15 protein-coding genes are annotated in these 13,544 nt (G+C 71.0%); 14 read left to right on the forward strand and 1 reads right to left on the reverse strand.

All coding sequences use genetic code 11. The features are described from left to right. Positions 1-3 precede the first annotated feature (3 nt). Complete coding sequence (gene ribD / locus ENE75_RS18975; protein ID WP_128199899.1) at positions 4-1,131, forward strand: bifunctional diaminohydroxyphosphoribosylaminopyrimidine deaminase/5-amino-6-(5-phosphoribosylamino)uracil reductase RibD; 1,128 nt, start codon at positions 4-6, stop codon at positions 1,129-1,131. A 127-nt stretch (positions 1,132-1,258) separates the two neighbouring features. Here the strand turns inward: ribD and ENE75_RS18980 are convergent, their stop codons facing one another. Continuing rightward, entirely contained in the window at positions 1,259-1,972 is a 714-nt protein-coding gene (locus tag ENE75_RS18980) for a PEP-CTERM sorting domain-containing protein (RefSeq protein ID WP_199232359.1), read from the reverse strand. 276 nt (positions 1,973-2,248) lie between these two features. Between ENE75_RS18980 and ribBA the strand changes: the two genes are divergently transcribed. From ribBA to tolA, 13 genes are all read left to right on the forward strand, one after another. Next, positions 2,249-3,349 (forward strand): bifunctional 3,4-dihydroxy-2-butanone-4-phosphate synthase/GTP cyclohydrolase II, encoded by a 1,101-nt coding sequence (gene ribBA, locus ENE75_RS18985; protein ID WP_128199900.1) that lies wholly within the window; start codon positions 2,249-2,251, stop codon positions 3,347-3,349. 8 nt (positions 3,350-3,357) lie between these two features. Next, positions 3,358-3,822: a 6,7-dimethyl-8-ribityllumazine synthase gene (gene ribH, locus ENE75_RS18990; protein WP_128199901.1), complete on the forward strand. Its 465-nt coding sequence runs from the start codon at positions 3,358-3,360 to the stop codon at positions 3,820-3,822. Next, entirely contained in the window at positions 3,819-4,361 is a 543-nt protein-coding gene (gene nusB / locus ENE75_RS18995; protein WP_128199902.1) for a transcription antitermination factor NusB, read from the forward strand. Before ribH ends, nusB begins: the two co-directional genes overlap by 4 nt. 20 nt (positions 4,362-4,381) lie before the next feature. Beyond that, a complete protein-coding gene (locus tag ENE75_RS19000; RefSeq protein WP_128199903.1) occupies positions 4,382-5,563 on the forward strand; it encodes a pyridoxal phosphate-dependent aminotransferase in 1,182 nt (393 codons plus the stop codon). A 156-nt stretch (positions 5,564-5,719) separates the two neighbouring features. Beyond that, complete coding sequence (locus ENE75_RS19005; RefSeq protein WP_233259166.1) at positions 5,720-7,315, forward strand: serine/threonine-protein kinase; 1,596 nt, start codon at positions 5,720-5,722, stop codon at positions 7,313-7,315. Continuing rightward, positions 7,312-7,758 carry a TssQ family T6SS-associated lipoprotein gene (locus ENE75_RS19010; protein WP_233259167.1) on the forward strand — a complete coding sequence of 149 codons (447 nt, stop codon included), beginning with the start codon at positions 7,312-7,314 and terminating at the stop codon, positions 7,756-7,758. The genes ENE75_RS19005 and ENE75_RS19010 overlap by 4 nt, the downstream gene beginning before the upstream one ends. 111 nt (positions 7,759-7,869) lie before the next feature. Further along, a complete protein-coding gene (locus ENE75_RS19015; RefSeq protein ID WP_128199904.1) occupies positions 7,870-9,237 on the forward strand; it encodes a cache domain-containing protein in 1,368 nt (455 codons plus the stop codon). Beyond that, positions 9,234-9,869: a response regulator gene (locus tag ENE75_RS19020; RefSeq protein ID WP_128199905.1), complete on the forward strand. Its 636-nt coding sequence runs from the start codon at positions 9,234-9,236 to the stop codon at positions 9,867-9,869. The genes ENE75_RS19015 and ENE75_RS19020 overlap by 4 nt, the downstream gene beginning before the upstream one ends. Then, on the forward strand, positions 9,866-11,083 hold the full coding sequence (locus tag ENE75_RS19025) for an ABC transporter substrate-binding protein (protein ID WP_158289014.1): 1,218 nt from the start codon (positions 9,866-9,868) through the stop codon (positions 11,081-11,083). Before ENE75_RS19020 ends, ENE75_RS19025 begins: the two co-directional genes overlap by 4 nt. 66 nt (positions 11,084-11,149) lie before the next feature. Further along, positions 11,150-11,557, forward strand: coding sequence for a tol-pal system-associated acyl-CoA thioesterase (gene ybgC / locus ENE75_RS19030; protein ID WP_128199907.1), 408 nt, complete (start codon positions 11,150-11,152; stop codon positions 11,555-11,557). Further along, complete coding sequence (gene tolQ / locus ENE75_RS19035; protein ID WP_128199908.1) at positions 11,554-12,240, forward strand: protein TolQ; 687 nt, start codon at positions 11,554-11,556, stop codon at positions 12,238-12,240. Before ybgC ends, tolQ begins: the two co-directional genes overlap by 4 nt. A gap of 11 nt (positions 12,241-12,251) precedes the next feature. Continuing rightward, positions 12,252-12,683, forward strand: a complete 432-nt coding sequence (gene tolR / locus ENE75_RS19040; protein ID WP_128199909.1) for a protein TolR — start codon at positions 12,252-12,254, stop codon at positions 12,681-12,683. A 4-nt stretch (positions 12,684-12,687) separates the two neighbouring features. Then, positions 12,688-13,539 (forward strand): cell envelope integrity protein TolA, encoded by an 852-nt coding sequence (gene tolA / locus ENE75_RS19045; protein WP_233259168.1) that lies wholly within the window; start codon positions 12,688-12,690, stop codon positions 13,537-13,539. Positions 13,540-13,544: the final 5 nt, after the last annotated feature.

The raw sequence follows: 13,544 nt of genomic DNA on the forward strand, positions 1-13,544 counted from the left end.
GTCATGCTGACGGCGTTGGATGAGGCGCGCCTGGCACAGGCGCTGGCGGAGGCCGAGCACGCGATTGGTCTGAGTGAACCCAACCCCCGTGTCGGCTGCGTGATCGGCCGCGCAAATGGCACCGTGCTGGGCACCGGCTTCACGCAGGCGCCGGGTCAGGCACATGCCGAAGTGATGGCACTGCGTGACGCCGCGCGTCAAGGCCAAGATGTGCAAGGCGCCACCGCCTGGGTCACGCTGGAGCCCTGTGCGCATCACGGACGCACGCCCCCGTGCTGTGATGCATTGATCAGTGCCGGCATCCGGCGCGTGGTGGTCGCTGTCGAGGATCCGTTCCACCACGTGGCGGGCCAGGGGCTCGCGCGCATGCGTGCCGCTGGCATCACGGTCGACCTGGCCGAGGGCAGCCTCCGTGATGCGGCGCTCGATCTGAACGTCGGCTTCTTCTCGCGCCAGTTGCGTGGCCGGCCATGGGTCCGGCTCAAGACCGCCTCCTCACTCGACGGCCGCACGGCCCTGCCCGATGGCAGCAGCCAGTGGATCACTGGCCCAGCGGCGAGAGACGACGGTCATCGCTGGCGCCGTCGCGCCAGCATGGTGCTCACCGGCATCGGCACGGTCCTGGCCGACAACCCGCAGATGACGGTGCGGGCCGTGCCCACTGCGCGCCAACCTCTGCGTGGCGTGCTGGACAGCCATCTGCGCACGCCACCAACGGCACGCTGCCTGGCCGGTGGCGGCACGGTGCTGTTCGCCGCCGAAGGCGTCGACACGCCTGGACACGCCCTGACACGGCAGGGCGCCGAGATCGTGCGGCTGTCAGTGGCCACAGATGGCCTGGACCTGGGTGCGCTGATCGACGAGTTGTCCCGCCGGCAGGTCAACGAACTGCATGTGGAGGCCGGCGCGCGGCTGACCGGTGCGTGGCTTAGGTCGGGGTGGGTAGACGAGTGGGTGGCCTACGTGGCGCCTGCGCTGCTGGTGGCAGGCGCACCGATCGCACAGATGCCCCCACCCGCGACCCTTTCTTTGGCGCCGCGGTTCAAACTGCAGGACCTGACCCGCGTCGACGGCGACGCCCGACTGCGTCTGCAGTCGAGTACGTCGTCACCCGACACGTGGTGGCGTTGACAGACAAACCCGTGGGCGCCTGAAGCGCCCCTAGGGTGGCAAACACCAAACGACAAGCGGGGCCCAGAAGGGCCCCGCACATCACTAAGGCTCGCACCACCTGGTGCCGGCAGCCAGTTCGGTGGCGTCAGCGTACGCGACGACGTGCCACACCAAGGCCCGCCAGAGCCAGCCCGGCCAGCATCAACGAACCCGGCTCCGGCACCGGGTTCGAGCGGCGCGCATCGTTGTCAGTGTCCTGGCGGAAGCTGAAGTCCGTAGCCGGCCCGGTGTCGTCAAGGAAGTTCACCGTCATCACGTGGTAGATGTCCCCCACCGCGGCATTGGGCGCAATCGCGACCGGGATGCTGTACACGACGTTCGCATCGCAGTTGTCGCACCCGCCAAAGAACTGGAAGTCGCGGCCGTTGGCAGAGCCTTCCGTACCGGGCTGAGGGTCCGATGTATCGAAGACGGTGAACGCGTTCAAGGCACCGCCGTCAAGGGTGAACGACGTCAGCTGGCCCAAGCCCGCCTGCCCATCGATGGTGAATTCCCAGGCAGCACTGAAAGTGTCGCCCGAGACCGACAGTCCCCACCCGCCGAGCGTGCTGGTGACCCCACCCGAACCCGCCCCAGTGGCTGCCCAGGTCAGGGTCTCTTCGATGGGACCGTCACCGACACCACTGAACCGAGCAGTCACGGTCATGCCGGTCATGTCGTCACCCAGGGTCACGAATCCGGTCAAGCCAGGGATTGTGAAGGGGTTCGAATTGTCCTTCTGCACCGTCACAGCCGCCTGAGCACCTGCGCCCGCCATGGCCAGCATCGCCGCCAGACTGATTGCCTTGAACAGTTTCATAAAAACTCCGGTCATCTGCAGCCTGGAAGATCCTGGACATGCAATGTTGAACTTGCCATCCATTTGCAAATGGCATGCCAATACAAAATTTCTTTTTGACATCATATAGTTAGCACGAAAGCCTACTGCATCGCGCAAGATGACCCGATGCCGAGTGTCAGCTCGATCGACAGTCTCGCAACAGCATCGTCCGACCGCACGAGACTCGGTGCCGGCGCAGGCGCTTGGTCACCACGGCGACGCGGAGCGCCTTGGTCGCCCGCCTACAATCCCGCCATGCCGATTTCCCCCGTCCCCGAGCTCGTTGCCGACCTGGCCGCTGGCCGCATGGTGATCCTCGTCGACGAGGAGGACCGCGAGAACGAGGGCGACATCGTCATCGCTGCCGAGCACGTCACGCCGGAGGCGATCAACTTCATGGCCCGTCACGCCCGCGGCCTGATCTGCCTGACGCTGACGCGCGACCGCTGCGAGCGGCTGCGCCTGCCGCCCATGGCCAGCCGCAACGGCACCCAGCACGGCACGGCGTTCACCGTCTCCATCGAGGCCGCCACCGGCGTGACCACCGGCATCTCGGCGGCCGACCGCGCACGCACCGTGCAGGTGGCCGTGGCGCGCAACGCCCAGGCCAGCGATCTGGTGCAGCCGGGTCACATCTTCCCGCTTCAGGCTCAGGATGGCGGCGTGCTCATGCGCGCCGGCCACACTGAGGCCGGCTGCGACCTCGCCGGCATGGCCGGCCTGGAACCCGCCGCCGTGATCTGCGAGATCATGAAGGACGACGGCACCATGGCGCGGCTGCCGGACCTGGAGATCTTCGCGCGCGAACACGGCCTGAAGATCGGCACCATCGCCGACCTGATCGAGCACCGCAGCCGGCACGAAACCCTGGTGCACCGCGAAAGCGAGCGCCCGCTGACAACACCGCACGGCGCCTTCCGCTGCGTCAGCTACCGCGACGCGGGCGGCGGCCTGCACCTGGCGCTGGTGCACGGCCAGTGGACCGCCGAAGAGACGGTGCCGGTGCGCGTGCACGAGCCCTTCACCGCCTTCGACCTGCTCGACGCCGCCGGCGGCGGGCATTCCTGGCCGCTGCCGGCGGCGCTGGCGGCATTGCACGCCGGGCGCTGCGGTGTGGCCGTGCTGCTGAACTGCGGTGCCGGTGTGCAGGCGCTGCTGCCGCAGGTGACCCCCCCGGCCGAGCCGGCACCGCGCCGCGCGGCCGCCATGGACCTGCGCACGTACGGCGTCGGCGCGCAGATCCTGCGCGACCTGGGCGTGACCCGCATGCAGTTGCTGGGCAGCCCACGCCGCATGCCCAGCATGGCCGGCTACGGCCTCGAAGTCACCGGCTTCGTGGCCCCCGAAACCCGTTAAGGACCCCCATGCAAGGCGCCGACAAGGGCACCGCCGGCGAACTGGCCGGCGAAGGACTGCGCATCGGCATCGTGCGTGCCCGCTTCAACGATGCCATCACCAACAAGCTGGCCGAGACCTGCATCGCCGAGCTGCTCACCTTGGGCGTGGTCGCACGTGACGTCGTGCACCTCACCGTGCCCGGCGCGCTGGAGATCCCGGTGGTGCTCAAGGCCCTGGCCGAGGACGGTGACTACGACGCGCTGATCGCGCTGGGCTGCATCATCCGCGGCGAGACCTACCACTTCGAGCTGGTGGCCAACGAAAGCGGTGCCGGCGTCACCCGCGTGTCGCTGGACCACCGCCTGCCGATCGCCAACGCCATCCTCACGGTGGAGGACGAGGCCCAGGCCTGGGCGCGCGCCGAGGAGAAGGGCCGCGACGCCGCCCGCGTGGCGGTGGAGATGGCCAACCTGCTGGAGGACCTGCCGTGAGCGACGAGAACCGCTCGGCGCCGGCAACACCTCAGGCGCCTGCGAAGGCGGCCGGCAAGTCGGGTGGCAAGCCGCCCGCCAAGCGCCGGGCCCCCACCAAGTCACCGCGCCGGCGCGCGCGCGAGTTTGCGCTCCAGGGCCTGTACCAGTGGCTGCTGGCCGGCGAGGACGCCGGCGTCATCGACGCCCTGATGCGCGAGCAGGACGGCTTCGACAAGGCCGACAGCGCCCACTACGACGCCCTGCTGCACGGCTGCATCACAGACGCCGCCACGCTGGACGCGGTGCTGGCCAGGCACGTGGACCGGCGCACCAGCCAGCTCTCGCCCATCGAGCATGGCGTGCTGCTGATCGGCGCCTACGAGCTGAAGAACTGCATCGACGTGCCGTACCGCGTGGCCATCAACGAGGCGGTGGAACTGGCCAAGGAGTTCGGCGGCACCGACGGCCACAAGTACGTCAACGGCGTGCTCGACAAGGCCGCGGCCGACCTGCGGCCGGTCGAGGTGCAGGCCGCGCGGCGCGGCGCGGCGCGCTGAGCCAACCAACGCCACCGCCCATGAAGCTCGCCTCCCGGCTCGACCACATCGAGCCCTTCTACGTGATGGAGTGCGCCAAGGCGGCCGACGCCATCGCGCGCAGCCCGGCCTGCGACCCGGCGCGGGGCGGCGAGCCGATGATCTTCCTGAACATCGGCGAGCCGGACTTCACCGCGCCGCCCCTGGTGCAGGACGCTGCCGAGCGCTGCCTGCGTGGCGGCCGCACGCAGTACACCCACGCCACCGGCCTGCCGGCGCTGCGCGAACGCATCGCCGCCTGGTACGCCCAGCGCTTCGGCGTCGACGTGGACCCGGGGCGCATCGTGATCACCGCCGGCGCCTCTGCCGCGCTGCAGCTGGCCACGCTGGCCCTGTTCGAGCCCGGGGACGAGGTGCTGATGCCCGACCCCAGCTACCCCTGCAACCGGCACTTCGTCAGCGCCACCGGCGCCACGCCGCGCCTGCTGTCGGCGTCGCCGCAGGCGCGCTTCCAGCTCGACGCCGCGTCGGCGCGTGCACACTGGACGCCGGCCACGCGCGGCGTGCTGCTGGCCTCGCCGTCCAACCCCACCGGCACGTCGATCGCACCGGCCGAGATGGCGGCCATCGTGCAGGCGGTGCGCGAACGCGGCGGCGTGACGCTGGTCGACGAGATCTACCTCGGCCTGAGCTACGACGACGCCTTCGGTGCCAGCGCGCTGACGTTGGGCGACGACGTCATCTCCATCAACAGCTTCAGCAAGTACTTCAGCATGACCGGCTGGCGCCTGGGCTGGCTGGTGCTGCCACCGGCCCTGGTGCCGGCGGTGGAGAAGCTGGCGCAGAACCTCTACATCTGCGCCTCCAGCATCGCGCAGCAGGCGGCGCTGGCCTGCTTCGAGCCGGAATCCATTGCCGAATACGAACGCCGGCGTGCCGCCTTCCGCGAACGGCGCGACATGGTCGTGCCGGCGCTGAACGCGCTGGGCCTGACGGTGCCGGTGGCGCCCGACGGCGCCTTCTACGCCTGGGCCGACTGCAGCCGCTTCAATGCCAGCAGCTGGGACTTCTGCTTCGACATGATGCAGCGCGCCCACGTGGCGCTGACCCCCGGCCGCGACTTCGGGCCCGCAGCGGCCGAGCGCTACCTGCGCCTGTCGTTCGCCAGCAGCCTGCCGCAGTTGCAGGAAGCGCTGGCGCGCCTGAAGCGCGAACTGGCCTGATCCGGCGGCCACCACAGGGCCCGCCTGCAGTCGGCCGGACCGGCGTGAAACAGTGCCCGCCGCCCGGTAAGCACGGGTGACAAGCCGTTAACCGGCAGGCCAATCCCCTGCTTTTCATCGCCAGCGCCCCGGCCGGCGCGCCTAAGCTCTCGGCTTGTGGGACTGCATGCCAAACGCTCGCCGCAGGATGCCGGCGACTCCGACTTCGCCGCGACGGTGGCTTCGCTGCCGCCGTCGATGGACGGGCGCTGGCCGGAACCCGCTGAACCACTGCCGCTGAACAGCGAGCCACCGCCGGCCGACGAACTGTCCGCGGAACCCACGCTGCAGCACATCGGCCGCTACGCGCTCAAGCGCAAGCTGGGTGAAGGTGGCCTGGGCAACGTCCACGAAGCCTGGGATCCGCTGCTCTCGCGCACGGTGGCCGTCAAGACCCTGCAGTTCGACGTCGACCCGCCGGAACGCCTGGCGCTGGACCGGCTGTTCCTCAACGAGGCACGGGCCGTCGCCGGGCTGAACCACCCGCACATCGTCACGGTGCACGACGCGGGCCTCTCGGCGCACGGCGTCTACATCGCGATGGAGCGCCTGCGCGGGCGCGACCTGCGCCAGGCCATCGCCAGCGGCTGGCGCCCGCGACCGGGCCAGGCCGCCTACCTGGTGCGCCGCGTGGCCGACGCGCTGGCCTACGCGCATGCGCGGGGGGTGGTGCACTGCGACATCAAGCCGGCCAACATCTTCCTCACCGGCAAGGACAAGCCCACGGTGCTGGACTTCGGCATCGCGCGCATCGCCCACGGCGCGCAGTGCACGCTCAGCGCTGCGCAGCCGGCACTCGACGGTCTGGTGGCCGGGTCACCGCACTACCTGGCGCCCGAGCAGTTGCAGGGCGGCACCATCGACGGCCGCACGGACGTGTATTCGCTCGGCGTCGTGCTCTACGAGCTGCTGGCCGGGCGCAAGGCCTTCGAGGGCGACTCGCTGCAACAGATCACCAACGCCGTGCTGCACGTGAATCCGGCACCGGCCGATGCGCTCCAACCCGCGGTGCCCGCGGGGCTGGCCGCGGTGGCGTCCAAGGCCATGGCGCGCGACCCGGCCGAGCGTTTTGCCAGCGCGGCCGAGTTCGCGTTGGCGCTGCGCCCGTGGCAGGAGCGCACCAGTGCCGAAGAACCTCGCAAGGGCGCCGACCCGGGCCAGCGCCGCCGCCTGCTGGTGCTGCTGCCGATGCTGGGCGCGGCGATGGCGCTGGGCGCAGCCTCGACTTGGTGGTGGCATGCGCCTGCCGACGCACCTGCCTCGACGGCCATCGCCGTGGCAGCCACGCCGCCCGCCGCCGCCGCGCTGGTCCCTCCGGTGGAAGCCACGCCCGCCGAAGACGCCTTGGCCAACGATGCCGCCGCTTCCGCACCGGACGCTGTCCCTTCCGCGACGACCGTCGCCGAGGCTCCGCCCCCTCCGACGGCCGCCAAGCCACGCCCGCGGCCAGCGCGCACCAAGCCGGCCGCACCGGCCCCTACGCCAACGGCCGCCCCGCCGGCCATGGGCACCGTGCGCCTGGCCATCAGCCCCTGGGGCGAGATCGAGGTGAACGGCCAGCCCGCCGGCCTGACACCCCCGCTGGCCACGCTCACCCTGCCGGCGGGCAGCCACCGCATCACCGTGCGCAACGGCGACTTCCCGCCGTACAGTACCCAGGTCGATGTCGACGCCGACCAGCCCGTGACCCTGAGACACCGATTCGGCTCATGACCCTGCCCCCGGCCCATCCGCTTCGTCACCCGCGTCAACGTCGCCTGTGGCCAATGCTGCTGGCCAGCACGCTGGTCGCCGCCTGCGCCACGCCGGCGCCTCCCCCGCCGCCGCCGCCCCCTGCGCCGGTGGGTCTGGCCGAGCTGATGGAACGCCCCGCCGAACGCGCGCTGGTCGAGGGCATCCGCCTGTACGACAACGCGCAGTACCCGGCCGCCGAGGCTGCGCTGCAGCGCGCGCTGGCAGCCGGCCTGGTGAGCATCCGTGACCAGGCCAGTGCGCACAAGCTGATCGCCTTCATCGCCTGCACCAGCGCGCGTGAAGCCGAGTGCGAGGCCGCCTTCCGCGCTGCCCGCGTGGCCGACCCGGCGTTTGCGCTCAGCCGCGCCGAGGCCGGCCACCCGATGTGGGGGCCGGTGTACCGGCGCGTCACGGGCCCCTGATCGGGGCAAGCCCTTACGCAGTGCCGCGCAGGCGCGACTGACGCATACACCGGGGCCACCCGGGGCGGTGCGTCGGCACAATCTACCGGGGCGATCGGACCGCCCGGACCCATGGCACGCCTGCGCACCCAGATCATCGTCCTCGCCGTGCTGCCGCTGCTGGCCGCGCTGGCCGCGGTGGGCGCGTTGCTCGTCTACGAGATGGACGCGCTGGAACGCGAACAGAGCCGCGCCCAGGAGCAGGCCTTCCTGGCCGCCAAGCGCGAAGGCCTGCGCAACGTGGTGCAGCTGGCCATGGCCGCCATCGCCCGCCAGTACGCCAGCGCGCCCGACGACGAGACGGCGCGCCAGGACGCACTGGCCATCCTGCGCCGCATGGACTTCGGCGCCGACGGCTACTTCTTCGTCTACGACCAGGCCGGGCGCAACCTGATGCACCCACGGCTGCCGGAACTCGAAGGCCGGCTGCTGCTGGACCTGCAGGACAGCGACGGTGTCTACGTGATCCGCGAACTGCTGGCCCGCGCCCAGGAAGGCGGCGGCTACCAACGCTATGTGTGGCCCAAGCCGTCCTCCGGCCAGCCGACCCCCAAACTGGGCTACGCGGTGATGCTCGACCGCTGGGGCTGGATGCTCGGCACCGGCCTGTACCTGGACGACGTCGAGGCCGCGATGGCCGGCTGGCGGCGTGGCGTGGTCGCCGTCGGCCGCGAGACGCTGGTGGTTCTGGCCATGGTGGCGGCCGTGGCCATCGTCTCGGTGTTCGCCGGCGGGCTGGCGCTGAACATCGCCGAGCAGCGCCGCGCCGACCGCCGCATCCGCCACCTGGCCGACCGCGTCGTGCTGTCGCAGGAGGAGGAGCGCGCGCGCGTCTCCCGCGAACTGCACGACCACGTCTGCCAGCTGCTGGTGTCGGTGAAATACAGATTCGAGCTGGCCGCCCGCCAGGTGGACGCCGGCGACCCGGACGCCGGCGGGCGGCTGCGCGAGGCGGTGGACAGCCTGGCCGGTGCCATCGGCACCGTACGCCGCATCTCGCACGAACTGCGCCCGGCGCTGCTGGACGACCTGGGTCTCGATGCCGCACTCACCCTGCTGGCCGAGGACCTGGCACAGCGCGGCGGCCCGCAGGTGACGCTGGACCTGCGAGCGCCGGCATCACCGCCTCAGGCCCAGGCCGTGGCCCTGTACCGCATCGCGCAGGAAGCCCTGGCCAACGCCGAACGCCATGCGCGGGCGAGCACGCTGCGCCTGCTGCTGGACGGCGACGATCAGGAGACGCGGCTGGAGATCGCCGACGACGGCAAGGGGTTCCGCCTCGACGGCAGCGACGCCGGCGGTGGTATCGGGCTGTCCAACATGCGTCAGCGGGCCGAGAGCCTGGGCGGGCGGCTGCAGGTGCAGTCCACCGCTTCGGGCACCACCGTGCGCGTGGCACTGCCGCGCGCACCCGATCCCCGCCGGATGGTGGACGCATGACCGACGACCCCACCGCCCTGCACCTGCTGATCGTGGACGACCACCCACTGGTGCGTGCCGGCCTGCGGGCACGGCTGCTGGCCGAGCGCTGGATCGCCGAGGTCGTGGAGGCCGGGGACGGCGCCGAAGCGCTGGAGGCCCTGCAGGACCAGCCACCCGACCTGATGCTGGCCGACCTGAGCATGCCCGGCATGAACGGGATCGAACTGCTGCGCCGCATGCGAGAACTGCGGCTGGACACGCCGGTGATCGCTCTGAGCATGTTCAACCACCGCGAGTACGTGATCGCCGCGGTTCGCGCCGGCGCGCGTGGCTACGTGCTCAAGGACGGACCGCTGGACGAGATCGTCGACGCCGTGCGCGAGGTGATCGCCGGCCGCCAGTACTTCAGCCGCCCGGTGGCCGACCTGGCGCTGGGTGTCCCCGACGGCGAGCCACAGATCACCGACCGCGAACGCGAGGTGCTGCTGCTGGTGGCCCATGGCCGCAGCAACAAGGAAGCCGCGCGCGAACTGGGCATCAGCGTGCGCACCGTCGAGGCGCACCGCCTGAGCATCCGCCGCAAGCTCGGCGTCGAGTCGTCCAGCGAGTTCCTCAAGCTGGCCGTCGCCCAGGGATGGACGCACCTGTGAAACGCCGCATCGTCACGTTCCTGTTCGCCCTGCCCGGCCTGTGGGCGGGCGTCGCCCCGGCACAGACCAATGGCGCTGGCGCGCCGATCCGCATCGGACTGATCGCCCCACTCAGCGGCGGCTCGGCCGATTTCGGCACCAGCATGCACCATGGCGCACGGCTGGCCGTCGACGAGATCAATGCCCTCGGCGGCTACCTGGGCCGCCCGCTGGAGCTGGTGGTGCGCGACGACCGCGCCGTGCCCGACACCGGGCTGGCCGCCGCCGAGGAACTGGTGCAGCGCGAGCGCGTGGACTTCACCATCGGCTTCTGCAACACCGGCGTGGCGCTGCGCGCTCTGGAGGTCTTCGAGCGTGCACGCCACCTGCTGATGGTGCCATGCTCACAGGGCACGGCGGTGACCACGCGCACGCCGCCGGCGAAGAGCCATGTCTTTCGCATGGCACCGCGCGACGACATGAACGCCGCCGCCCTCGTGCGCGAGATCGTCGACCGGCGCGGACTGAAGCGCGTGGCCCTGCTGGCCGACCGCACCGGCTACGGCGAGGGCGGCCTGCGCGACCTGACGGCGCAGCTGGCACAGCGCGGCCTCGCGCCGGTGCACGTGGCGCGCTTCGCGCTGGGCGTCACGTCGCTGCGTGACGAGCTCGCGCAGGCTCGCGCCGCCGGTGCCGAAGCCGTCGTCAATTACACCGTGGGCCCGGAGCAGGCCGTGGCCGTGCGTTCACGGGCCGAGCTCGGCTGGCGCGTGCCCTACTTCGCGCCCTGGCCGCTGAGCTTTGCCAGCGTGCTGCAGCAGGCCGGGCCGGACGCGCTGGAAGGCACGCTTACCGTGCAGAGCATCATCCAGGACGCCGCGCACGAACGCCGCAGCACCTTCATCGCGCGTTACGCCAAGGCCTACCCGGCGGAACGACCGATCGGCAGCCTGATGGCCGCGGCTCAGTCCTACGACGCGGTGCACCTGATGCTGCGCGCGCTGTTCCAGACCCGCGGCGCCACCGACGGGCCCGCACTGAAGGCCGCACTGGAAGACCTGCGGGAACCCTACCGCGGCGTCGTCACCACCTACGACAAGCCCTTCGACGCCACAGACCACGACGCCTTCTCCGAACGCATGATCTGGCTCGGCGAGTGGAAACGCGGCCGCATCGTCTACCACGACCCCAGCGACGCCCGGCTGTCGGCGATGATCCGGCGCAAACGCGAGTAGCCGACTGTCACCGCATGTGAAGCTCCGGCGCCGCGGGCCATGCGGCTTGCATAATGCCGGCGGTCCATGAGTTCCCCCGCCCCGTTCCGTCATGCCGTGCGCGTCTACTGGGAAGACACCGACGCCGGCGGCATCGTCTTCTACGCCAATTACCTGAAGTACTTCGAGCGCGCGCGCACCGAGTGGCTGCGGTCGCTCGGCGTGCAGCAGCAGGCGCTGCGCGAGACCGTCGGCGCCATGTTCGTCGTCGGCGACACGCAGCTGCGTTTCCTGCGCCCGGCCCGGCTGGACGACCTGCTGGACGTGACCGCCGTGCTGCGCGAGGCCGGCCGCGCGTCACTGCAGCTGGCGCAGCAGGCCTGGCGCGGCACGGAACTCCTGGCCGAAGGCGAGATCCGCATCGGCTGCGTCGACGCGACCACGCTGCGGCCCCGCCGCATCCCCGATTCCATCCTCCAGGCCCTGCACGCATGAACTCCGACATGTCCATCCTCTCGCTGGTGATGCAGGCCAGCCTCGTGGTTCAGCTGGTGATGGCCGGGCTGCTGCTGGTGTCGCTGACGAGCTGGACCGTGATCTTCGGCAAGCTCTTCGGCCTCAAGCGCGTGCGCGGCGGCAACGAGGACTTCGAGCGCGAGTTCTGGTCCGGCCGCAGCCTCACCGAGATGAGCGCCGAAGTGGAGAAGCGCAGCGACTCCGCCCCGATGGCACGCCTTTTCGCCAGCGGCATGAAGGAGTTTTTGAAGCTGCGCGAGCGCCGGTTGGACGGCCCGGCGCAGCTGGACGGCGCGCGCCGCGCCATGCGCGCGAGCTTCCAGCGCGAGCTCGACACCATCGAGAGCCACCTGAGCTTCCTGGCGTCGGTGGGTTCGGTGAGCCCCTACGTGGGCCTGTTCGGCACCGTGTGGGGGATCATGCATGCCTTCGTCGGGCTGTCCAACCTGCAGCAGGTGACGCTGGCCACCGTGGCCCCGGGCATCGCCGAGGCGCTGGTGGCCACCGCCATCGGCCTGTTCGCCGCCATCCCGGCGGTGGTGGCCTACAACCGCTTCGCGCGCGAGATCGACCGCATCGCGATCCAGATGGAGACGTTCATGGAGGAGTTCCTGAACATCCTGCAGCGCAACGCCGGCACGCCGGCGGCGGCGGGGCGCTAGGCGCAGCGTCGATGCCAGGCGTCGCCACCCGCGGCCGCGGCCGCCGCACGATCAACGAGATCAACATGGTCCCGTTCATCGACGTCATGCTGGTGCTGCTGATCATCTTCATGGTCACCGCGCCCCTCATCACCACCGGCGTGGTGGACCTGCCCAGCGTGGGCAAGGCCAAGCAGGCGGAAGCCAGGGTGGTGGAGGTCAACATCAGGCTCGATGGTCAGTTGAGTGTGCGCATTCGTGGGGACGAGACCGATCAGGACGCCCAGACCACGCTTTCGGCGCTTGCTGCCTTGGTCAAGCAGCGCCAAGCTGGCAATCAGCAAGTGCCAGTCGTGATCACGGCCGATCGCAACGTCAAGTACGACGCGGTGGTCCAGGTCATGGACAGACTGCAGCGCGCCAACGTACAGCGCGTGGGCCTGTCGGTGCAGCAGGGGCGCTGAGCACGTGTCGAGCACTGCCGCCCTGCCCCACGGCACCCTGCAGCCCCGCCCGCCGGGCGGGCTGCTGCCGGGCGCCGGGCTGTCGCTGGTGGTGCACGCGGGCCTGGTGGTGGCCATTGCGCTGGGCGTGAGCTGGCAGCGCAGCACGCCGGTGGAATTCAGCGCGGAGCTGTGGTCGGCGCTGCCGGAGGTTGCCGCGCCGCGCACGGTGGCGCCCGAGCCCGCGCCACCGCCCCCACCGCAGCCGGCACCGGCCCCGGCGCCACCGCCGCCCGCTCCCACGCGCTCGGCGGCCGACATCGCGCTGGAGCGCGAGCGCGCGGCCCAGCGCGAGCAGGCCGAGCGCGAGGCCAAGCTGAGGCGGGAACGCGAGGCCGAGGCCAAGCGCGCCAAGGCCGCCGAAGAGGCCGCGCTGAAGCGCCAGCGCGACCTACAGAAGCAGCGCGAGGAAGAACTGGCGCGCAAGGCCGAGGAGGAGCGGCTGGAGAAGCAGCGGCTGGACAACCTGAAGCGCCTGCAGGCCCAGGCCGGCGGCGGCAGCGGCGGGCCGTCGAGCACCGGCACGGCGGCGCGCAACGCGGCGCCGTCACAGCAGTACGGCGGGATCCTGCGCGAGCATGTGCGTTCGAAGCTGAAGTTCGACACCGTCGGACTGCCGTCGACGCTGGAGACCGTGGTCGAGATCCGCGCCACCGCCAGTGGCAACGTGCTGTCGCGTCGCGTCGTGCGGCGCAGCGGCAACGACGCCTGGGACAACGCCGTGCTGCGCGCCATCGACGCCGCCAGCCCGCTGCCGCGCGACAAGGACGGCACCACGCCAGGCTCGATCGAGATCGTCTTCCGGCCGGTGGACTGACGCCC

The organism is Rubrivivax albus (genome assembly GCF_004016515.1).
Lineage (GTDB): Bacteria > Pseudomonadota > Gammaproteobacteria > Burkholderiales > Burkholderiaceae_C > Rubrivivax > Rubrivivax albus.

Bases quoted from the DNA above. Each gene is read 5' to 3' on its own strand.
- ribH (WP_128199901.1), top strand. From the start codon at position 3,358: ATGCAAGGCGCCGACAAGGGCACCGCCGGCGAACTGGCCGGCGAAGGA.
- ENE75_RS18980 (WP_199232359.1), bottom strand. From the start codon at position 1,972: ATGAAACTGTTCAAGGCAATCAGTCTGGCGGCGATGCTGGCCATGGCG.
- ENE75_RS19000 (WP_128199903.1), top strand. From the start codon at position 4,382: ATGAAGCTCGCCTCCCGGCTCGACCACATCGAGCCCTTCTACGTGATG.
- ribBA (WP_128199900.1), top strand. From the start codon at position 2,249: ATGCCGATTTCCCCCGTCCCCGAGCTCGTTGCCGACCTGGCCGCTGGC.
- ribD (WP_128199899.1), top strand. From the start codon at position 4: ATGCTGACGGCGTTGGATGAGGCGCGCCTGGCACAGGCGCTGGCGGAG.
- ENE75_RS19010 (WP_233259167.1), top strand. From the start codon at position 7,312: ATGACCCTGCCCCCGGCCCATCCGCTTCGTCACCCGCGTCAACGTCGC.
- tolQ (WP_128199908.1), top strand. From the start codon at position 11,554: ATGAACTCCGACATGTCCATCCTCTCGCTGGTGATGCAGGCCAGCCTC.
- ybgC (WP_128199907.1), top strand. From the start codon at position 11,150: ATGAGTTCCCCCGCCCCGTTCCGTCATGCCGTGCGCGTCTACTGGGAA.
- ENE75_RS19015 (WP_128199904.1), top strand. From the start codon at position 7,870: ATGGCACGCCTGCGCACCCAGATCATCGTCCTCGCCGTGCTGCCGCTG.
- ENE75_RS19020 (WP_128199905.1), top strand. From the start codon at position 9,234: ATGACCGACGACCCCACCGCCCTGCACCTGCTGATCGTGGACGACCAC.
- tolR (WP_128199909.1), top strand. From the start codon at position 12,252: ATGCCAGGCGTCGCCACCCGCGGCCGCGGCCGCCGCACGATCAACGAG.